The sequence below is a fragment of the Devosia sp. genome, from assembly GCF_028290435.1.
Classification (GTDB): domain Bacteria; phylum Pseudomonadota; class Alphaproteobacteria; order Rhizobiales; family Devosiaceae; genus Devosia.
The window spans coordinates 81,217-100,743 of record NZ_JAQGJV010000003.1; the positions used below are offsets into that span (position 1 = coordinate 81,217).

Below are 19,527 nucleotides of genomic sequence, written 5' to 3' on the forward strand. Positions count from 1 at the left end.
GGTGTCCTGAAGACAGAAAAAGCCGGAGCCATTGGCCCCGGCATTAGCCGCCGCTGATTAAGCGGGTTTGTTGTCGTTGACCGGCTCGGCCTTGGAGCGAACGTCCGAGATCATGCCGCGCACCAGCTTGACCTTGACGCCCGTGGCGATCTCGACTTCGAGGTCTTCGCCATCGACAGCCTTGGTGACCTTGCCGACGATGCCACCAGTGGTGACGACGGTATCGCCGCGGCGGATCGCGCCGAGCATGGCCTGCTGGGCCTTTACGCGCTTCTGCTGCGGGCGGAAGATCAGCATGTAGAAAATAACGACCAGCAGCAGGATGGGCGCCAGCTGGACGAGAATGTCGGTCATGCCGCCGGTGGGGGCAGCGGCGGCGCCGGTAGCGGCTTGAGCATAAGCTTGGGTAACGAACATGAGGCGAGCTCCTTTTTCATTGTTTTTGCTTGGGAGGGACGCGACAGGACCCGACAACGCTTGCGCGCGTGGACTGGACGCATTTGGGGCAATGTGCACTTGCGCCCCGGTCAAAATCGCGCGGACTATACATTTGCACCCCAGCGATTGCAAAGGCATTCCGGGGACACATAATGACGCGGATTGAAGTGGAACGACCGACGTGAAGAGCAAAGACTATCTGGCGCAAATTGCCGGCACACTGGCCGAAATTTCAGAGGCGCTGGCGGCAATGCGCCCTGCCCCGGAGGCCGGCGCACGCGGGCTTGGCGAGGCGAACGCCTATCACTGGGATGCGGGTGCCGGACAATTGATGGCGGTGCCCCGCGTGAGCCGCGTGCCGCTGGCCATGCTCAAGGGAATCGACGCGGTGCAGGACATCCTCTTGCGCAATACCGAGCAGTTCGCGCGGGGCCACGGCGCCAACAATGCGCTGCTGTGGGGCGCGCGGGGCATGGGCAAAAGTTCGCTGGTCAAGGCAATCCACGCCGACATCGGCGAGCGCGAGGGTTTCGAGCGGCTGGTGCTGATCGAAATCGCCCGGGAAGACCTCGAAACGCTGCCGGCGCTGATGCGGATTATCGGCAAGCAGGACGCGCGGTTCATCGTATTTTGCGACGACCTGAGCTTCGACAATGGCGAGACCAGCTACAAGTCGCTCAAGACCATCCTCGATGGCGGGCTCGAGGGGCGGCCGGACAATGTGCTGTTCTATGCCACCAGCAACCGCCGCCACCTGATGCCGCGCGACATGATCGAGAACGAGCGCTCGACGGCGATCAATCCCGGTGAGGCCGTCGAGGAGAAGGTTTCACTCAGCGACCGGTTCGGGCTGTGGCTGGGTTTCCACAACTGCGACCAGCCGACGTTCCTCGTCATGGTGCGCACCTACGCGGATCATTATGGGCTGGATATCGACGACGACACGCTTAAGGCCCGTGCAATCGAATGGGCGGCGACACGTGGGGCCCGCTCGGGCCGCGTGGCGATCCAGTTAGTGCGCACGCTGGCGGGCGAGATGGGGAAGAGTGCTTAGCTTTCTTCACCTCTCCCTTTGGCGGAGAGGTCGACCCTCTTGGGTCGGGTGAGGGGGCCTTCCCCACACACCTCACCAAGTAAAGGCCCCCTCACCCGTCGCTACGCGCCGACCTCTCCCCCAAGGGAGAGGTGAAAACAAAAATCCCCGCTTGCGCGGGGATTTTCATTACGAGTGGCCTCGTAACTGTTTAGCTGGCGAGCAGCGGAACCGGGTCGACCGGGGTGGCGCCCTTGCGCAGCTCAAAGTGGAGCTGCGGCTTCGAGACCGAGCCGGTCATGCCGGCAGTGCCGATGCCGTCGCCGCGATTGACGGTGTCGCCCTTGGCTACCGACATCGACTTGAGGTGGGCATAGGCCGAGACGAACCCGTTGGGGTGGCGCAGCAGGATCAGGTTGCCATAGCCTTCGACGCCGGAGCCGACATAGATCACGGTACCGTTTTCAGCAGCCTTGACCGGCGAGCCTTCGGGCACTTCGATATTGATGCCGGTGCCCTTGGAGCTGGCGAAATCGGTGATGATGCGGCCGCTGGCGGGCCAGCGGAACTTGTCGCTTCCGGACATGACCGGCTCCGACACGGGCTGCTGGACGCTGGCCTGCTGAACCACTGCGGGAGCCGCCTGCTGGACCGGCGCGACGACGGCGGGGCTAGCCGGAAGCGTCGCCTGCAGCGGAGCAGGCTGGGCGGCCGGCCTTGTGCCCAGGGGCATTGGCTGGCTGCCGAGAACCGGAGCCGCCGAGGCGAGCTGGACTGGCGCGGCCTGCGGGCCCTTGGTGGCCAGGAGGTCGGCACGGCCCGGAATGATGACGCGCTGGCCGACGACGATCTTGTCGGGCGAGCCAAGGCCATTGGCCTGCACGATCGCCTGGGTGGTCACGTCGTAGCGGCGGGCGATGGTGTAGAGGGACTCCCCGCTAGCGATCTGGTGGGTATAGGCATTGCCCGATGCTGCGGCGAGCTGTGGAGCTGGCATTGCGGCTGGTGCACCCAGGGCAGCGGGCATTGGCATAGCTGCAACCGGGGCAAGGTTCTGCTGAGGTTGCATGGCTTGCTGATTTCCCATTGAGGAGTTTGAACCGAGGACTGGAAGGTCTTGCGAGGATACGGACTGCATGCCGCCCCCGTTCGAAATGGGCGAAGTCATGCCGCCCATGGGCTGGTTGTAAGACTGCTGCTGCGACCAATTCTGCTGCGGCGGGGCGAACCCGCCCACATTGGCTGGTGGCAGGAACTGGCTATCAGCCACCTGCATGTTCGGCGCGCCGAGCGAGCCGGGCATGGGCTGATTGAGATTGGAGGGGCTGGACTGGCCGGCGGAACCGGTGACGGTGCTGTCACCGAACGCACGGCCACCGACAGAGGCGCATCCTGACAGGGCAACCGCCCCAACCATGATGCCTGCAATCGCTGCGGCGCTTTTCAGCGCCCGACGGGATACGCGGATACTCATCAGTTTACTCGTACGCAGGTACTCAACACAAGTCAGAGACTAGGCCGGTAAGGTAAAGACGAGTTTAAAGCCGATGCGATTTGCGTGAAATTGGCGAGGGTGGATTCGGGATTGGGTAAGGTTAAGGAGCGGAGGGCGACGAACCGATAGATCGCGGCCAGCCAGCACCCCCTCCTACCTCCCCCATCAAGGGGGAGGTTTCTCTCCACTCGTTGAACTCGATTGAGTCACACCCACCGGCAGACACCTCCCCCTTGATGGGGGAGGCTGGGAGGGGGTGTGCCGCAAACTCGAACCCTAGGTCAGCCGCAGCTTGCCCCGTAGCCGCTCCACCACACCCATATCCGTCTGCTGCAGCAGCAGCGGCGTCACGGTGATTGCGTTATCCTTGCGCATGACCTCGAAATCATGTTCGCGGGTCAGCGGCAGGGGCGTTTCGGGGATGGCGACGAAGAATTTGCCCGCGTTGTGGCTCGCATAATACCCAAACGGCGAGCGGGAGAAGCGCTGGTGCGGCACCACGCTGATGCCGGTCACCTCGTCGGGCGGGCAGGCAGGGAAATTAACGTTGTAATAGATGTCGTCGCCCGCATGGGCGGCCAGGATGGCGCGGACGGTAGCGGCGCCGTGGATCGCGGCATTCTCCCAGAGGATTTCGTGGCCTTCCTCGAAATCGATGGACTGGCTCAAGGCGATGGCGATTGCACCCTGCAAAGCCCCTTCACGAGCACCGCCGGCTGTCCCCGAAGCGTGGATGATATCGCCCAGGTTCTGGCCGGCATTGACGCCGGAGAGGACCACGTCGGCGCGCTTGTCGCCCAGGATGTGGGTCATGCCGGCAACGACGCAATCGGCGGGCGAGCCGCCGGTGATGGCGAAGACGCGGTCGGCGCGTTGGTCAATTGCCAGTTCGCGGCGCAGGGTGAAGCGGTGCCCTGCCCCGCTCTGGTTGCTATCGGGCGCCACGGTCCAGACATCGTCGCTGATCTGGGCGGCGATAGCCTGGAGCACGGCGATGCCGGGCGCATCCACGCCGTCGTCATTGGTGATGAGGATGCGCAAGGCCATTAGCGGCCGCCGATCGAGGTGAGGCCGCCCATATAGGGCCGCAGCACCTCCGGCACGAGTACCGAGCCATCTTCCTGCTGGTAATTTTCCAGCACCGCGATCAGGCAGCGGCCGACGGCCGTGCCGGAGCCGTTGAGGGTGTGGACAAAACGCGGCGACACCTTTTCGCCAGTGGGACGATAGCGCGCGTCCATGCGGCGGGCCTGGAAATCGCCGCAGACCGAGACCGAGGAAATTTCGCGATAGGTGTCCTGGCCGGGCAGCCAGACTTCCAGGTCATAGGTTTTCTTGGCGCCAAAGCCGAGATCGCCGGTGCACAGGTTCATGACGCGGTAATGCAGGCCCAGCTTTTGCAGCACGGTTTCGGCGCAGGTCAGCATGCGCTCGTGTTCGTCCACCGAGGTTTCGGGCGTGGTGATCGACACCATCTCGACCTTGTTGAACTGATGCTGGCGCAGCATGCCGCGCGTATCGCGCCCGGCCGAGCCGGCTTCGGAGCGGAAGCATGGCGTCAAGGCGGTAAGGCGCAACGGCAGCTCTTCTTCGCTCAGGATGGATTCGCGGACCATATTGGTCAGCGGCACTTCTGCGGTGGGGATAAGCGCAAGGCGGCCATCACCATGCGGTGCGAAGAAAAGATCATCCTCGAACTTGGGCAACTGATTGGTGCCAAACAGTGCGTCATCCTTCACCAGCAGCGGCGGTTGGACTTCGAGGTAGCCGTGCTCATTGGTGTGCAAATCGAGCATGAACTGACCCAGCGCGCGTTCGAGGCGGGCCACCTGCCCTTTCAGCACGACAAAGCGGCTGCCGGAGAGTTTGGCCGCGATTTCGAAATCCATATTGCCATTGGCGGCAACGCCGACTTCGTAATGCTCCTTAGGGGCAAAGGCGAAGCTGGGGCGTGGCGCGCGGAGTTTGGCGGCGGTTTCGGGCGAGCCGTTGCGGCCGAAATATTCGACATTGCCGGCTTCGTCGGTGCCATCGGGCACATCATCGAAGGCAATGTTGGGCAGGACCGACAGGGCGTTGCGCAGTTCGAGTTCGACGGCGCGTTCCTCGGCTTCGCCGGCCGGAATTGTGTCCTTGAGGCGGGCGACTTCGGCCATCAGTTCGCCGGCCTTGGCCTCGTCCTTCTGTGCCTTGGCCTGGCCGATCTGCTTGGAGAGGGCGTTGCGCTTCTCCTGGGCTTCGTTGAGGCGAACAATGATGTCACGGCGGCGGTCATCGATGGCCAACAAATCAGCCGAGCGCGTGACGATGCCCTTGCGGCGGGACAGAGCCGCATCGAAGGCTTCGGTGTTGGCGCGGATCCATTTGATATCGAACATGTTCAGCCGGGGACACGGCCCCGCCTCTAGCTTGGGCCCGGTGGGCCGACGACGATGTTGGATGCATGTCTAAGGATGCGCGGTGGAAGCTGCAATGGTTTTAACCGCGACGTAGCCCCACTCGCGGTGTCATTCCGGCGAAGGCCGGAACCCAGCCTGAAATGATGCAGAGTACTACGATCTCGGGATGGGCCCCGGCCTGCGCCGGGGTGACATCGCGTATGTGGCGCGTTTTGGATACTATTCCGACGCAGCTTCGTCCGCAGCAGCCCGTGCCGCCTCATCCCGCGCCCGGCGGCGTTCCACCAGCCGCACGGAGATAATCGAGATTTCGTAGAGTAGGTACATCGGTACGGCCAGGCCGATCTGGGAGATCGGATCGGGCGGCGTAATGAAAGCCGCGAAGATCAGGATGCCGACCACGGCGTAGCGGCGGCCATGGTTCAGCATCTTGACGTCGATCAGGTCGATCTGAGCCAGCAGGGTCAAGACGACCGGCAATTGGAAACAGACGCCGAAGGCCAGAATCAGCGTCATGGCGAAGCCGAGATATTCCGACGCGCTGGTCATCATCTCGATGTGGTCGGTCTGCATGCTGGCGAAGAAATGCAGCGCCATCGGCAGAACGGCGAAATAAACCAAGCACCCACCGAGGAAGAACAGTACCGGCGTGGCGACCAGATACGGAATGAAGGCGTGGCGCTCGTGCTTATAGAGGCCGGGGGCCACGAACATGTAAATCTGGCTGGCGACGATGGGGAAGCCGAGGAAGATGGCAGAGAACATCGCCACGTTGAGATAGGTGAAGAACTGTTCCTGCGGCGCCGTGGTGATGAGTTTGGTGCCGGGCAGCACCCTGAGATAGGGCTGCAGCAGCAAATCATAGAGCTGGCCGGCAAAAATGAAGCAGCCGATCATCAGGATGACCAGCGCGATTGCCGAATAGATCAGCCGCTTGCGCAGCTCGATCAGATGCTCGAGCAGCGGCGCTTCACTGCCGGCGAGTTCATCGACGGGTTCCTTGGACTTGTCTTCGAGCAGTTTTGCGTCGGCCATGGTTTATTCGGTTCCGGCTTTCGCGGTGGGTGTCTTGGGCTTGCGCGGGGCGCGGGCCCGTGGGGTCGGGGCGGCCGGCGAATCGGCAGGCTCGGTGGGCAGGACCGGAACGGTATTGCCGGACGCGACCTTGGGGGTACGCTTCTTGGCCACTGGCTTCATGTCGATCGGCTGCGACTCGGCTGGCGCCGGCACGGCGTCGAGAATCTTGAGGTCGCTAGTGATGACCTTGCTGGTCGGCGCGGCCTTGGCCTTGACCGGAGCCTTCTTGGCCACAGCCTTTTTGACGGCCGGGGCTTTCGGCGTGATAGCCGCCTTGACCGGAGTCGGCGCAGGAACGGGTGCTGGCGGCGTCATGCCGGCCTGGGCGCGGATCTCGTCGACCACGCTTTCAACCTTGGGATCGGCGGGCTTGATCAGGCCGCTGGGCTTGACCTCGCCCGTCGCCGTCATGGCGTTGAAATCCTTGCGGATCTGGTCGGTTGTCTGCTTGAGGGGCTGGGTGATGGCGTTGCGCAGGTTGCGCACTTCATCGAGCCCGGTGGTCTTGTTGATCTCGCGCTGGAACTCGTTGCCCATGCGGCGGATCTGGCCGGTGAGCTGGCCCAGGCGCTTCATGACGACAGGCAAGTCCTTCGGACCGATGAAAATCAACGCCGCGACGCCGATAACCAGCATCTCTGTCCAGCCTAAGCCGAGCATATGTTCTTATTCCTTGATGACCCAGCGGCCGGAAACCGGCCGCTACGAACATGGGCGCGCTTAGGCGTCCTTGCTGCGATCGACTTCGCGAGCATCGATATCGGCGGTCGTCGTGGTGACGCGTTCCGCCGGCTTCTCGTCGTCTTTCATGCCCTTCTGGAAGGCCTTGATGCCGGTGGCGACTTCACCCATGACGCCGGAAATCTTGCCGCGACCGAACAGCAGGATGACGACGACGGCGACGATCAGTATGCCCCAAATTCCTGGCGCGTGCATTTTTCAGGCTCCCTTGAACTTCTTCAGAACGCGATACATCGATAGGTAGGATGAGAAATAGGTTTAATCGCGCCCTAACACAAGAACGTGTTGGCAATCCGCTTAATTGCCAGCGTCGTCCTCCAAATCGGGGCCGCCGTCAAGGTCGTCCGGATCGAGCGGATCCTCGTCCTCACGCAGAGCGCCGTCGAAGGGCAGCGGGATTTGCAGCGTGGAGGGCAAGCGCCCCGACAGCAGGCCCGCGCCCTTGAGTTCCTCAAGGCCTGGCAGATCGCCGAGGCTCTCCAGCCCGAAATGATCGAGAAAGGCATCGGTGGTGCCATAGGTCACCGGGCGGCCCGGGGTGCGGCGGCGGCCGCGCATGCGCACCCAGCCGGCCTCCATCAGCAGATCGAGCGTCCCCTTACCGGTATCAACACCGCGCACTTCGGTTATCTCGGCCCTTGTGGCGGGCTGGTGATAGGCGATGATCGACAGCGTCTCGAGCGCCGCGCGCGACAACGGACGGGTCTCATGGCTTTCGCGGCGCAGCAAAAAGCCCAGATCGTCGGCGGTGCGGAACGCCCATTTGTCGCCACGGCGCACCAGATTGACGCCACGGGGCGCATAGCGGCGGGCGAGTTCGGCCAAAAGCATCTCGGCATTGGCGCCCTGCCCCAGATAAATTTTCATATCGGCCGGCGCCAGCGGTTCGGCTGAAGCGAACAGCAGCGCTTCGAGAATGCGCAGGTTGCGCTCGGCCACCTCGGCGTGGTCGTCATGATCGTCGTTCACCGCGGGTCACTCTTGCTGCGGCGCATGAAGAGCGGACCAAACACCTCGGTCTGGCGCAGGTCGATCTTGCCCTGGCGCACCAGTTCGAGGCTGGAGGCGAAGCTGGATGCACGCACTGTGGCGCGTTCCCCCGGTGTGGTGAGGTATTCGGCGAGGTAACTATCCATCGGCACCCAATCGAAGCTGTCGCCGATCAGGCGCTGGAGAATATCGCGGGCATCCTGCAACGACCACACGGTGCGTACGAAGGGGGAATAATCAGTCGAGATGCCGCGCTCGCGATTGGTGGCGTAGGCCTTGAGCAGGTCGAACAGGCTGGCTTCCCAAATATTATTGCGCGCGATCTCGATCGGCTCGGGCGCGCCGCGGACAAAGACCTGGACATCGAGGCGCGGGCGATTCATCAACTGGTTGGCGGCGCGGCGCATGGCTTCGAGCCGCTTGAGGCGGAATTGCAGCATGGCGGCCAGCATTTCGCCGGAGGGTTCGTCGTCGTTGGGCGCCTGGGGCACCATCAGGCGCGATTTGAGATAGGCCAGCCAGGCAGCCATCACCAGATAATCGGCGGCGACCTCGATGCGCTGCTCGCGCACGGTCTCGATGAAGGCGAGATACTGCTCGGCTAAAGCCAGAATGGAAATGGCGGCCAGATCGACCTTCTGGCGGCGGGCCAGATCGAGCAGCAGGTCGAGCGGACCTTCGTAGCCGTCGACATCGACATACATGACGTCGTCCGCAGCCGGAGGCGCGGGAGCATCGAACCAATCGGTCGGAGCACTCGTCATGGGGAAAGGGGCCGCAGGTTAACTACCGTGCGAAGCTTGGCCGCTGGGACCAGAGGCGTCAAGCGTAGTGGGGCGGGCAAATGCCCTTGCCCCAAGGCAAATTACATGGCGAGGCAATCGCCGCCGCTGGCAACGACGCTGGCGCAGAACTGCGCTGCGCTGGCCTGCGAGGCGGCGGGAACGCGAACCCGGTAATAGGTGCCACGTTCGCCCAGATCGGCGCGCGTGATTTCAAGCTTTGCACCGTTAAGCAGCGACGCATAACGCGCCGACAGGTCGTTGGCCACCTGCTGGGCAACCTCGGGCGAGCGCTGCGAGGAGAGTTGCGCGTAGGCGGCGGCGTTGCTGGTCGGCTGGGCCGGAGCGGCTGCCGCCTGCTGGGTATTGGCGCTGGGAGCGGCCAGATTTTGCGCCGGAGCCGGCGTTGGCAGGCTCGCCTGCGGTGCGTCCACGACGGCGGTCACCGGACCCGTGGCCGGCGCATCGCCAACCGAGGCAGGGCGAGCATAGGGAACCGGAGCGGTTTTGCCGGCGACAGGGGCGCCAGCGGGATCGACTACGGCGATTTCAGTGCCGGGCACCAGCGGCGTCACCGGCGCGGCTGCAACAGGCGCGGGGGCAGCCACCGGAGCGGGTGTTGGTTCAGTGGCATTGGCGCTGGCGAGCAGCGACGGACTGGCGGTTCCGGCGCCCGGAACGGCCGGCACATTGGGACGATCGACGGGCAGGATGGCGGCGCCCGCGACGCTGTCTTCGCCGCTGACGATCGAGCCGTCGGGGCGGACGGTCACGGTACGGACCTTGCGGTTGGCCAGGCCTTCGTCGGTGACAGCGGCGGTCGGCGGAATGGCGGTGACTTCATTGACGTCGGCCTGGTCGCGCGACACCAATTGTTCCTCGGCGCCGGGGACGACGCCGTCCATTTCGTTGAATACGATGGACTGCTGTAACTGCTCGACGGGACCCTTGGCTTCAGGGACCTGCTTGATCGGCGCGGTATCGGCCACGAGAACCGGCGCGGGACCATCGGTGCCGCCGAGGCCGAGCACGGAATAGAGGCCGAAGCCGGCGGCCAGCAGCAGTGCGACGGCGACCAATGGGCCAGCGAAGGCCCGAAGCATGCCGGAGCGACGCGGCGCCCGATCCCGGCGGCGCTGCGGCTCCTCCATGGCCACTGCGGACCGATCGTCTTCGTGGTTGACCCAGCCGATTTCGGCGCCGGTCGCGGCCGCGGCGGCCAGAATGGTCTCGTCGGCGCTCGATACCGCGTGGGGCACGGGCTGTTGAGGCATCGTGGGCGTCGCGAGGCTACGCAAGGCGGGCGCGGCAGGCGGACGGGGCTGTGGCTGCTGATCGCGGTCGTTGTCGAGTTCGACACGGACGGCGCGGCCAATCAGGCTTTCGATTTCGTCGATCGGATCGCGACCGGATTCGAGGTCATTGGCGGGCGGGGCCATGGTCGGTTCGACCGGCACCGGCGACAGGTAGCCATGCTCGGCGCGCGGCTTGGGAGCCACTGGCTCAGGCGTTGGCGCAGCAGCTAATGGAGCCGGCGCCACAGGAGGAGCGACGTTGGCAGCGGGCGGCGTCGTGCCCAAGCCGAACACCGGCGGAATACGGAATGTGTCGCTGGCAGCATTTTCGGCCTTGTGCAGCGGCGTCAGATTGACGGGCCGCAGTGCGGGACGGGACTGGACCGGGCGATCCGTCAGATTGGGCGTGACCGCCGTCGGCGCCCACGACGCAACCTTGGGTGGCTCGCTGGCCTTTGCGGGTTCCGGGGCCTTTACCGGCTCGGGCGCTGCAGCCACATTCTGCGCGGGCGCAGGTTGGACCGGAGCAGGTTCGGCAGCGGGCGCGGGCGCGGCGGCCGCAGCCATGTCGCCGCGTAGCTCGGCGGCGATCAGATCGGCGATAGCATCGTGCTCATCGGCGGCGAGAAGTCCCGCCGCCGGCGCCGGGGCAGATTCAGCCGAGGCCTGCGACTGCGGGGTGGACTGCTGCGACGGCTCGTCGAAATTAAAATCGAAATGGAATGGTGCGGGCTCGTCCGCGCTGGCCGCTTCCGGCGCCGGCACGGGCTGCGGGGGCGTCGCCGCGACCGGTGCGGGAGCGAAGGACGGTTCTTGGCGCGGAATCGTAGCCACCGGCTCGGCGCCGCGGCTGAAATCGAAGCGTGGGGTCAGGCCCGCGGGAGCGGGCTCGGCTGCTGGCGACGGCGCGGTGCCGGGAATGCGCACGGCGAATGGGGTCACCTGGCCTTCGGGCGAAGGGGCAGTAACCGGCGTCGGGCGCGCGGAAAAATCGGGAGCAGGCGTGGCATTCTGCGGCGGCTTAACGTCCTGGCGGTTCCCGTGAGCATCCTGGGCCATCAGCTTGGACAGCTCGGCGATCAGATCGTCCGAAGAATTCGATTCGTTGGACATCTGCTGCGGTTTGCCTGTCGTCATGTTAGCAGCACCCTCTAAAGTTGCTGAAACGGCGCCCATTCCGGGCATTTTTCGCCAATCATCACACTATTGCGCCCGAATTATGAAAGCTCATCGGGCGCAGACACGCCTAATATTGTCAGGCCATTGACGATGACCTGACGGACGGCGTTGACCAGGGCCAGTCGTGCCAAAGTCAGCTTTGGATCTTCAACGTTAACAAAGCGTAACTGCACATCGTCCTTGCCCTTGGCCCAGAATCCATGAAACGCGGCGGCCAGATCATGTACATAGAATGCAATACGATGGGGCTCATGCGCAATAGCGGCTGCGGTGACGGTTCGCGGCCATGCAGCGAGCACCCGGACCAGGTCCAGTTCGGCGCTGGTGACGATGCGTTCGATCTCGGCAACCTTGAGCGCCTCCGCCGAAAAATCTAGCGCTGGCAGCTCTTTACCGGCATTGCGGAAGATCGAGAAGGTCCGAGCGTGGGCGTACTGGACGTAGAACACCGGATTGTCGCGGGTCTGCTCCTTTACCAAAGCAAAGTCGAAGTCCATCGACGCATCGTTCCGCCGGAACATCAGCATGAAGCGAGTCGCGTCGGCGCCGACTTCCTCGACCACGTCGGCCAGGGTGACGAGGTCGCCGGAGCGCTTGGACATCTTGAACGGCTCGCCGTTCTTCATCAGCCGCACGAGCTGGCAGATGCGCACATCCATGTCGGCGGCATCGAGCGAGACGGCCTTGACCGCTGCCTGCAACCGCTTGACGTAGCCCGAGTGATCGGCGCCAAGCACGTTGATCATGTGCTTGAAGCCGCGGATGAATTTGTTGCGGTGATAGGCGATGTCGGCGGCAAAGTAAGTGTATGAGCCGTCCGACTTGATCAGCGCCCGGTCGACGTCATCGCCGAAATTGGTGGCGCGGAAGAGGGTCTGCTCTCGGTCCTCATAGTCGCCATCGGTGTCGCCGCCCTTGGGGCGGTCCAGGTGGCCCTGATAGACCATGTCCTTGGAGCGCAGCCATTCGAGCGTGAGGTCGATATCGCCCCCCTGCCCGTGCAGCTGCCGTTCCGAGAAGAACACATCGTGATGGATATTGAGCAGAGCCAGATCGGACTTGATCAGCTCCAGCATGGCCACAAGGACGCGGTCCTTGACGATAGCGGTGGCCTCAGGCTCGGGCATGGCCAGCAGCTTGGTGCCAAATTCGGCCTTCAGCGCCTGCCCGACGGGCACTAGGTAATCGCCGGGATAGAAGCCGGACGGGATTTCAATGGTCTCGCCCAAGGCTTCCCGATAACGCAGGAATGTCGAGCGGGCGAGCGTGTCGATCTGGCTGCCGGCATCGTTGATGTAATATTCGCGCGTCACCTCATAGCCCGAATAGGCCATGAGCGAGGCTAGCGTGTCGCCGAACACGGCGCCGCGGGTGTGGCCGACATGCATGGGGCCTGTTGGGTTGGCCGAAACATATTCGATGTTCACGGCTTCGCCGCCGCCCAAATTGGAGCGCCCGTAGTCGGCGCCCTGGGCCGCGATGGAGCGCAGCACCTGGTGCCAGATGGCGTCGGCCAGGCGGAAATTGATGAAGCCGGGACCGGCGACTTCGACCGAGGTCACATCGGCGTCGTGCTTGAAATGCTCGACCAGAGCCGTGGCCACTTCGCGCGGGTTCTTGCCCAGTGGCTTGGCCACGACCATGGCGGCATTGGTACTCAGATCGCCATGGGCGGCATCGCGCGGCGGCTCGACCACGATGCGGGCCAACAACTCGGCGCCGACTTCGGGGTAGAGAACCTGGAGCGCATTAGCGACCCGCGAGGCAAAAAGAGCGAAAACGTCCATGATAAACCTGACTGTGTAAGTCTGGCCGGGTTAACGGAATTCCGGACGAGCGTCAAACAGGCGGGCATATTCGTCCAAGGCGTAGGGGTCGGTCATGCCGGCGATGAAGTCAGCAGCCACGCGGGCCAGTGCGTCGGGTGACGATTCGACTTGCGCAGCGATACCCCAGCGGCCCGGCAGGTCGCGGGTGGCGATGTAGCGATCGAACAGCGCCCCGACGATTGCCTCGCCCTCGCGCACCGGAACCATCACCGAAGGGTGGCGATAGACGCGGTCGAACAGGAACTGCTTGAGGCCCCGTTCGGCTATTGTTGTTTCCGGAGAAAATGACACCAGCGTCCGGCCTGCATGGCGAACGTCGTCGGGGGTGACCACGCCACTGGCAGCAATATTGGCGCGAGTGGTGCTGATGACGTCCTCGATGGAGCGGGTGATCAGCCGCCGCTGGATTTCGTGCGCCTGCCGCTTGGGGGCGACGTCGGGATAAAGCGTCACGACCTCGCGCACGATGGGGCCTGCCCAAGGCACATCGGCCAGATCATCGAGGACGATGAGCCCGGCGCGCAGAGCATCGTCGATATCGTGGGCGTTGTAGGCGATATCGTCGGCGATAGCGGCGGTCTGGGCTTCGAGCGAGGCATGGGTGGACAACAAGAGGTCGGCGCTGGCCGGGATGTCGTCCAGGCCGGCGGGCAGGCCTTCCTGGGCGTATTTGCCGAAGGGCGCGCCGTCGGGCGTCAGCAGCGGACCATTGTGCTTGAGAATGCCTTCGAGCGTTTCCCAGGTGAGATTGAGGCCATCATGCTCGGCGTAGCGATTTTCCAGCCGTGTAACGACGCGGATGGCCTGGATATTGTGATCGAAGCCGCCGAACGCGGCCATCTTGTCATGCAGCACGCGCTCGCCGGCATGGCCGAACGGGGTATGTCCGAGGTCGTGTGACAGGGCGACGGCTTCGGCAAGGTCCTCGTCCAGATGCAGGGCACGGGCGATGGAGCGGGCCATCTGGCTGACTTCAAGCGTGTGGGTCAGCCGATTGCGATAGTGGCGACCCTCATGCTGCAGGAAGACCTGGGTCTTGTGCTGCAGCCTGCGGAATGCGGTGGAATGGATGATGCGGTCGCGGTCGCGCTGGAATTCGGAGCGGGTCGGGCTCGGTCCGGTGCTGTAAAGGCGGCCGCGCGATTGTTCGGGATTGCTCGCGTAAGAAGCTCTATCGTCCATATGCGATGAAGGCCCTTTCCATTCCGCGCAAGAGTTACTATTTTAGCCTGACCGTTCTGTCATTACCAAACGGCGTGGACATCCAGATGACCGAAGCTGCACTTGCACTCCCCAATGTCGTATTGACCGATCGCGCCGCCAAGCGCGTGGCCCGCATTCTCGCCAAGGAGCCCGAAGGCACGGTGTTGCGCATCTCCGTCGCTGGCGGCGGTTGTTCGGGTTTCCAGTACGAATACAATCTGGTGCAGGAAACGCCTGCCAATGACGACACCGTGTTGGCCAAGAACGGCGCCACGGTGCTGATCGATGCGATGAGCCTGGAATTCATGGGTGGCTCGGAAATCGATTTTTCCGACGACCTGATCGGCCAGTCATTTCAGATCAAGAATCCGAATGCGGTCGCATCCTGCGGATGCGGCACGAGTTTTGCCGTTTAGGCATTGAAACCGTGACCATCAGGCCATAGCGTCTCGCCGCAAAAGCGGGGAGCGAAAATGGGCTTGGTGAAACGTGTAGACGCGGCAATCGACGCGGCTTTGGTAGGCCGCGTAGTCGGATGCGTGATCCTCATCAACAAGGACGGCAAGGAAATCTACGCCCGGGCGGCCGGCTTTGCCGATCGCGAGGCCGCTGCGCCGATGGCGCGCGATTCGATTTTCCGCCTGGCCTCGGTGACCAAGCCGATCGTGGCGACGACGGTGCTGCGGCTGGTCGATCTTGGCCTGATCGGGCTGAACGACCGCGTGACGCGCTATCTTCCGTGGTTCACGCCTGCCAATCCGGACGGCAGCCTTGCGGATATTCGCATCCGGCACCTCCTGAGCCACACGTCGGGCCTGGCCTATGACCTGCTCCCGCCAGACGCGACTTCAGGCACGTCGGGCGTTGTCAATTCGCTGAAACAGACGCTGACCAATATTGCGAAGGTGAAGCTGGCTTTCGCGCCGGGAACCGGATGGACTTATGGTACCAGCATCGACGTCCTCGGCGGCGTATTAGCGGCGATCAACGGCTCCGATGTCGAGGACGCGCTTGCGGCTTACGTCACCGAACCGCTGGGCATGACCGACGCGCATTTCTACGTCATCGATCCGGCAAGGTTGACGGCCGCCTATGCCGACGGCAATCCACCAGTTCGCATGGGTGAGCCCCATATCATGCGCAACGATGAGGGGACTGTGGTCGGCACCTTCTCGCCCAGCCGCATGCTCAATCCTGCCGCGCCGCAGAATGGCGGCTCCGGGATGGCGGGGACGGCTGACGACGTGATGAAGCTGCTCGAGGTTTATAACGGCCGGCCGGGCCTGCTGGATCCTGCGACGGTGACAATGGCTTTGGCCAATCAGATAGGCGAGCTGCCACGGCGGGCACACGATGCCGGGAAACGTTTCGGTTTCATCGGCGCCGTGCTGGACGATCCCCAGGCTGCCGGCAACCCGGCGCCCAAGGGCACAGTCGACTGGGGCGGCGTCTGGGGCCATAACTGGGTGGTCGACCCGCTCAATCGCATGACGATCGTGACCTGCACCAACACCACCTTCGAAGGCTGCAACGGCCCCTTCCGTGACGACATCCTGCGGGCGGTTTATGCCTGACCGGTTTACGGTCCGCGCGGCGATGGCTAGGGTTTGAGGCAAGTAGAGGAATCAAGCGTATGCGCATCGCCACCTGGAATATCAACGGCATCAAGGCGCGGCTGGAATTGCTGGTGAAATGGCTGGCCGAGGAAAAGCCGGACATCGTTTGCCTGCAGGAGATCAAGACCGTCGACGAGGGCTTCCCGCGCGCCGAAATCGAGGCGCTGGGCTACAATGTCGAAACCCACGGGCAAAAGAGCTGGAACGGCGTCGCCATCCTGTCGCTAGTGAAGTTCGACGAGGTGACGCGCGGGCTACCTGGCGATGATGCAGATGAGCAGGCGCGGCTGATCGAGGGCGTGTTCTCGGTCGAAACCGGCGCGATCCGCGTCTGCAACATCTACCTGCCCAACGGCAATCCGGTGGATACCGAGAAATTCCCCTACAAACTTCGCTGGATGGAGCGGCTGACGGCGTTCACCGAAGGCCGTCTGGCACTGGAGGAGCCCTTCATCCTGCTCGGTGACTTCAACCTGATCCCCGCGCCGATCGACGCGCATGACCCGGAAGCCTGGTGGGGCGACGCCCTCTACCGCCCCGAAAGCCTGGAACGTTTCCGCACCCTGAGCAATCTGGGCCTGACCGATGCCCTGCGGGCGATAACAGCGGGGCCGGTCTACACGTTCTGGGATTTCCAGGCCGGTGCCTGGCGCCGCAATGCCGGCATCCGCATCGACCACCTGATGCTGTCGCCCCAGGCGGCCGACCGGCTGGATGGTGTGACTGTGCACAAGGACGTGCGCGGCTGGGACAAGCCGAGCGATCACGTGCCGGTCGAGGGCCAGTTTAGCTTTTAGGACGCGCTGTCGTCTTCCATCGGCCGGCCGTAGGCAGCATGAAACGCCGCGCTGAGGTCGTCAAACTTCACGGCCACCACGGTCTCCGGCAGGTGATAGGTGATACTTTCGTCATTCCATACGAGTTTTAGCAATTTGCCATCAGGCGTGAGGAAGGCCTGGGGACCATCACCCCAACATGACACCAGAACGCCCGGAATATCGTCCGTGGCCGGAATAAAGACTGGAAGCATGGCATCCCCCTTACTCCGATGCTTTACAACCCGCCGAACTGCGTCCCGAGTGTATCAGCCATCTTCACCGCATCGCTGCGCTGATCGGCTGTCGCCACCGACATGGCGCGGTTGAGCAGTTCATCGACCCAATCGGCGTCGGCAGTGCCCGCGACACGCTTGTGCGCCAGCGTCAGCCACATCAGTCCCTCGACCGGCTGCGGTGCCAGGCCCTGAATGCCGTTAAACAATAGATCACCGAGCTTGGCCTGAGCCAAAGCATGGCCCTTACGAGCGGCAAGCGAGAACCACCGGGCGCTCTGCAGCGGATTGATGCCGAGGCCGCCTTCTTCCATATACAGCTCACCGACACGGTATTGCGCATCGGCGTCGCCAAAATAAGACGCGGCGTGCAATAGCAGCGCGTGCGAGCGGTTGGCGTCGGCCTGGATGCCGGCTCCCGGCAGGCCATCGCGATAATATTCGCCGACCTTGACGAACGACTGAGCGACGATGTCGGCCTCGATGCCTTTAGGCGCCGCGTCGGCGTGCTGATTGGCGATCTGGGAGAAATAGCCGAAGGCCTTGGCCTGGTCTTTTTCCACGCCCTCGCCGTTTTCATACATGGTGCCGAGCTGCCACATGGCCATGGGCTGGCCGGCATCAGCCGCATCCTCGAGCGCGCCGAGCAGGTCGTCGCGCGATACACCGCCGCCTGCCCCGTCAAGCATGTTAGCCATGCCGAGGGCGGCGTCGGCCGCTGTCTGCGCATAAGCGGGTGCCATTGTGACCGACATGGTCATCATGATCAGCGCCGCCGTAGCGGAAATCAGGGATTGGTCCCTAATGACCCGCATCATACTCCTTTTGCCAGCCCAAAGGCCGGCGAACTTTCCATCGAGCCTGCGCGGCTTCCGTTCGCTGCGCATCGCGCCCCGCTGGGCGCGTATATCGCTCGTCATTTTTGCCGAACCCTCGGCCGGAATGGCAGAGCGGGTTCGCGTTAAGACATTAGTAAACTGCGTTTGTGACCGCATTTGAGCCGACCACTTCACCGGCTCGCGATCGCGTCCGACGAAGCGGCCAAAGCCCGTTTGCCAGTGCCTCAATACACGGTCATTCCGTTTATCAGCATTCCCATTCAACCCCTTGTCGTTCAATCGCAAATAACGATCAAGAAAAGCGGCCATCTCGTCTGGATGGGCGTGAACTGCAGTGAGGATGGCCCGCTGTCGAACCAGTCCCCAGATGCCACCCGCCAATCGCGTTGTCATTCTGGTTTAGGGTCAGATTGTGGCGGGAAACATCGCCAAATGATTGACGACAGGCGTGTGAAAATGGAATCGCAAGGGCTGTTGCGGAATCGTCACAGAAGTTGAATGGAGGATGAACGAAATCCGTTCAAACCGAGGTCGATTTCTAAAATCTACAGCCAGCGCTTGCCGCGCATCCACCACACGATACCGAGCGAGATCAGCAGCAGGCCGACGCAGACGCTCCAGAACGAGTGGGAATTGTCCGAGAACGGAATGCCCGCGACGTTCATGCCGAGCACGCCAGTCAGCAGCGTCAACGGCATGAACACCACGGTGACGGCGGCGAGGATCAGCATGGTCTTGTTCATCTGCTCGGCGCGGGCATCGATGATCTGTTCGTGCACCAGCACGGCGCGTTCGGACATGGCCTGCAGCTCATCCCCGATGCGCGCCGCCCGCGCCGAGGCCTCGCGCAGGCGCAGCCGGTCGCGCGTGGTGAAGAAGCTGAGGTCCTCGATTTCGAGCGTATTGAGCATGTCACGTTGCGGCCAGACCAGGCGGCGGAAGCTGATCAGCGTACGCCGCAGGTGCGAGAGCCGATTTTGCGCCTGGGAAGAATGCTGAACGATCAGCGTTTCCTCGATATCGTCCAGCTTGTCGCCCAGCATTTCGATCAGCGGTTCGAGCCGATCGGCGGCGCGCAGACCGAGCCGGGCCACCAGGTCAGCGGGTGATACCGGCGCGTGATGAGATTGCTCCCAGTGGGTGATCCCGAGAAATTCGGGGATGTTCAGCTCCGAGGAGATGATCACCCTGCCCTTTTCGATCCACAGCGTCATCAATTGGCGGCCGATGTCGTCGGGCTCGGCGCCTGGACGGGCGACGCGCATCACCACCATGGCGCGATCATCGAGCACGATGCAGCGCGAGCGGGTGCTGGGCACGGTCAGCAGATCGGCATTGAACGGGCCGAGTTCGCCCTTGAGCCAGACTTTGAAGGCCGGCTCCTTGGATTTGCCGCTGACCACAATGAAACCCCGTGCGGGCACCACCGGCTTGTCCGCCGATGGCACCTGGCGCACGACACCCCCCTTGCCATCAAAGATCAGCAGCATGGCCGCGCCGATGGTGCCGGCTACTGCCGGGTCGGCCGGTGGCTCGCGCGGGATGTCGTCCATGGTGGTG

Annotated in this window: 19 protein-coding genes; 4 read left to right on the top strand and 15 right to left on the bottom strand. The window is 63.3% G+C overall.

The genetic code is table 11. The features are described 5' to 3' along the window. Nucleotides 1-57: 57 nt before the first annotated feature. A complete protein-coding gene (yajC, locus tag JWP26_RS00495; protein ID WP_299721851.1) occupies nt 58-417 on the bottom strand; it encodes a preprotein translocase subunit YajC in 360 nt (119 codons plus the stop codon). A 202-nt stretch (nt 418-619) separates the two neighbouring features. Between yajC and JWP26_RS00500 the strand changes: the two genes are divergently transcribed. After that, nucleotides 620-1,492 carry an ATP-binding protein gene (locus JWP26_RS00500; RefSeq protein ID WP_299721853.1) on the top strand — a complete coding sequence of 291 codons (873 nt, stop codon included), beginning with the start codon at nt 620-622 and terminating at the stop codon, nt 1,490-1,492. Between the two features lie 190 nt (nt 1,493-1,682). On the opposite strand, the gene JWP26_RS00505 is transcribed toward JWP26_RS00500, so the two are convergent. The 11 genes from JWP26_RS00505 to JWP26_RS00555 form a co-directional block, all read right to left on the bottom strand. Further along, a complete protein-coding gene (locus tag JWP26_RS00505) occupies nt 1,683-2,945 on the bottom strand; it encodes a peptidoglycan DD-metalloendopeptidase family protein (RefSeq protein ID WP_299721855.1) in 1,263 nt (420 codons plus the stop codon). Nucleotides 2,946-3,242: 297 nt separating this feature from the next. Beyond that, nucleotides 3,243-4,013 (bottom strand): 5'/3'-nucleotidase SurE, encoded by a 771-nt coding sequence (gene surE / locus JWP26_RS00510; RefSeq protein ID WP_299721857.1) that lies wholly within the window; start codon nt 4,011-4,013, stop codon nt 3,243-3,245. Continuing rightward, the gene (gene serS, locus JWP26_RS00515) at nt 4,013-5,344 is read right to left on the bottom strand and encodes a serine--tRNA ligase (protein WP_299721859.1); all 1,332 of its coding nucleotides are present in this window, start codon (nt 5,342-5,344) and stop codon (nt 4,013-4,015) included. Before serS ends, surE begins: the two co-directional genes overlap by 1 nt. Nucleotides 5,345-5,584: 240 nt before the next feature. After that, nucleotides 5,585-6,400, bottom strand: coding sequence for a twin-arginine translocase subunit TatC (gene tatC, locus JWP26_RS00520; RefSeq protein WP_299721861.1), 816 nt, complete (start codon nt 6,398-6,400; stop codon nt 5,585-5,587). Between the two features lie 3 nt (nt 6,401-6,403). Beyond that, the gene (tatB, locus tag JWP26_RS00525; RefSeq protein ID WP_299721863.1) at nt 6,404-7,102 is read right to left on the bottom strand and encodes a Sec-independent protein translocase protein TatB; all 699 of its coding nucleotides are present in this window, start codon (nt 7,100-7,102) and stop codon (nt 6,404-6,406) included. Nucleotides 7,103-7,162: 60 nt separating this feature from the next. Continuing rightward, nucleotides 7,163-7,378, bottom strand: coding sequence for a twin-arginine translocase TatA/TatE family subunit (gene tatA / locus JWP26_RS00530; RefSeq protein ID WP_299721865.1), 216 nt, complete (start codon nt 7,376-7,378; stop codon nt 7,163-7,165). Nucleotides 7,379-7,480: 102 nt separating this feature from the next. After that, on the bottom strand, nt 7,481-8,152 hold the full coding sequence (scpB, locus tag JWP26_RS00535; RefSeq protein ID WP_299721867.1) for an SMC-Scp complex subunit ScpB: 672 nt from the start codon (nt 8,150-8,152) through the stop codon (nt 7,481-7,483). Next, nucleotides 8,149-8,937: a ScpA family protein gene (locus JWP26_RS00540; protein ID WP_299721869.1), complete on the bottom strand. Its 789-nt coding sequence runs from the start codon at nt 8,935-8,937 to the stop codon at nt 8,149-8,151. The genes scpB and JWP26_RS00540 overlap by 4 nt, the downstream gene beginning before the upstream one ends. 101 nt (nt 8,938-9,038) lie before the next feature. Further along, the gene (locus JWP26_RS00545; RefSeq protein WP_299721871.1) at nt 9,039-11,387 is read right to left on the bottom strand and encodes an SPOR domain-containing protein; all 2,349 of its coding nucleotides are present in this window, start codon (nt 11,385-11,387) and stop codon (nt 9,039-9,041) included. Nucleotides 11,388-11,467: 80 nt separating this feature from the next. Beyond that, complete coding sequence (gene argS, locus JWP26_RS00550) at nt 11,468-13,216, bottom strand: arginine--tRNA ligase (protein WP_299721873.1); 1,749 nt, start codon at nt 13,214-13,216, stop codon at nt 11,468-11,470. A 30-nt stretch (nt 13,217-13,246) separates the two neighbouring features. Beyond that, nucleotides 13,247-14,440, bottom strand: coding sequence for a deoxyguanosinetriphosphate triphosphohydrolase (locus JWP26_RS00555; protein WP_299721875.1), 1,194 nt, complete (start codon nt 14,438-14,440; stop codon nt 13,247-13,249). Nucleotides 14,441-14,526: 86 nt separating this feature from the next. On the opposite strand from JWP26_RS00555, the gene erpA reads away from it, so the two are divergent. From erpA to xth, 3 genes are read left to right on the top strand one after another with little or no spacing between them, the layout of a single operon-like run. Beyond that, entirely contained in the window at nt 14,527-14,877 is a 351-nt protein-coding gene (gene erpA, locus JWP26_RS00560; protein WP_299721876.1) for an iron-sulfur cluster insertion protein ErpA, read from the top strand. Between the two features lie 57 nt (nt 14,878-14,934). Further along, complete coding sequence (locus tag JWP26_RS00565) at nt 14,935-16,035, top strand: serine hydrolase (protein WP_299721880.1); 1,101 nt, start codon at nt 14,935-14,937, stop codon at nt 16,033-16,035. Between the two features lie 59 nt (nt 16,036-16,094). Next, nucleotides 16,095-16,874 carry an exodeoxyribonuclease III gene (xth, locus tag JWP26_RS00570; protein WP_299721883.1) on the top strand — a complete coding sequence of 260 codons (780 nt, stop codon included), beginning with the start codon at nt 16,095-16,097 and terminating at the stop codon, nt 16,872-16,874. Here the strand turns inward: xth and JWP26_RS00575 are convergent. The 3 genes from JWP26_RS00575 to JWP26_RS00585 form a co-directional block, all read right to left on the bottom strand. Then, nucleotides 16,871-17,107, bottom strand: a complete 237-nt coding sequence (locus JWP26_RS00575; protein ID WP_299721886.1) for a hypothetical protein — start codon at nt 17,105-17,107, stop codon at nt 16,871-16,873. The genes xth and JWP26_RS00575 overlap by 4 nt on opposite strands. A gap of 23 nt (nt 17,108-17,130) precedes the next feature. Next, the gene (locus JWP26_RS00580; protein WP_299721889.1) at nt 17,131-18,276 is read right to left on the bottom strand and encodes a tetratricopeptide repeat protein; all 1,146 of its coding nucleotides are present in this window, start codon (nt 18,274-18,276) and stop codon (nt 17,131-17,133) included. Between the two features lie 236 nt (nt 18,277-18,512). Beyond that, nucleotides 18,513-19,520: a CorA family divalent cation transporter gene (locus JWP26_RS00585; protein WP_299721892.1), complete on the bottom strand. Its 1,008-nt coding sequence runs from the start codon at nt 19,518-19,520 to the stop codon at nt 18,513-18,515. Nucleotides 19,521-19,527 lie beyond the last annotated feature (7 nt).

Excerpts from the sequence above, each read along its gene's own strand:
- yajC (WP_299721851.1), bottom strand. The coding sequence starts at position 417 with ATGTTCGTTACCCAAGCTTATGCTCAAGCCGCTACCGGCGCCGCCGCT.
- JWP26_RS00505 (WP_299721855.1), bottom strand. The coding sequence starts at position 2,945 with ATGAGTATCCGCGTATCCCGTCGGGCGCTGAAAAGCGCCGCAGCGATT.
- surE (WP_299721857.1), bottom strand. The coding sequence starts at position 4,013 with ATGGCCTTGCGCATCCTCATCACCAATGACGACGGCGTGGATGCGCCC.
- serS (WP_299721859.1), bottom strand. The coding sequence starts at position 5,344 with ATGTTCGATATCAAATGGATCCGCGCCAACACCGAAGCCTTCGATGCG.
- tatC (WP_299721861.1), bottom strand. The coding sequence starts at position 6,400 with ATGGCCGACGCAAAACTGCTCGAAGACAAGTCCAAGGAACCCGTCGAT.
- tatB (WP_299721863.1), bottom strand. The coding sequence starts at position 7,102 with ATGCTCGGCTTAGGCTGGACAGAGATGCTGGTTATCGGCGTCGCGGCG.
- tatA (WP_299721865.1), bottom strand. The coding sequence starts at position 7,378 with ATGCACGCGCCAGGAATTTGGGGCATACTGATCGTCGCCGTCGTCGTC.
- JWP26_RS00540 (WP_299721869.1), bottom strand. The coding sequence starts at position 8,937 with ATGACGAGTGCTCCGACCGATTGGTTCGATGCTCCCGCGCCTCCGGCT.
- JWP26_RS00545 (WP_299721871.1), bottom strand. The coding sequence starts at position 11,387 with ATGACGACAGGCAAACCGCAGCAGATGTCCAACGAATCGAATTCTTCG.
- argS (WP_299721873.1), bottom strand. The coding sequence starts at position 13,216 with ATGGACGTTTTCGCTCTTTTTGCCTCGCGGGTCGCTAATGCGCTCCAG.
- JWP26_RS00555 (WP_299721875.1), bottom strand. The coding sequence starts at position 14,440 with ATGGACGATAGAGCTTCTTACGCGAGCAATCCCGAACAATCGCGCGGC.
- erpA (WP_299721876.1), top strand. The coding sequence starts at position 14,527 with ATGACCGAAGCTGCACTTGCACTCCCCAATGTCGTATTGACCGATCGC.
- JWP26_RS00565 (WP_299721880.1), top strand. The coding sequence starts at position 14,935 with ATGGGCTTGGTGAAACGTGTAGACGCGGCAATCGACGCGGCTTTGGTA.
- xth (WP_299721883.1), top strand. The coding sequence starts at position 16,095 with ATGCGCATCGCCACCTGGAATATCAACGGCATCAAGGCGCGGCTGGAA.
- JWP26_RS00575 (WP_299721886.1), bottom strand. The coding sequence starts at position 17,107 with ATGCTTCCAGTCTTTATTCCGGCCACGGACGATATTCCGGGCGTTCTG.
- JWP26_RS00580 (WP_299721889.1), bottom strand. The coding sequence starts at position 18,276 with ATGGCCGCTTTTCTTGATCGTTATTTGCGATTGAACGACAAGGGGTTG.
- JWP26_RS00585 (WP_299721892.1), bottom strand. The coding sequence starts at position 19,520 with ATGGACGACATCCCGCGCGAGCCACCGGCCGACCCGGCAGTAGCCGGC.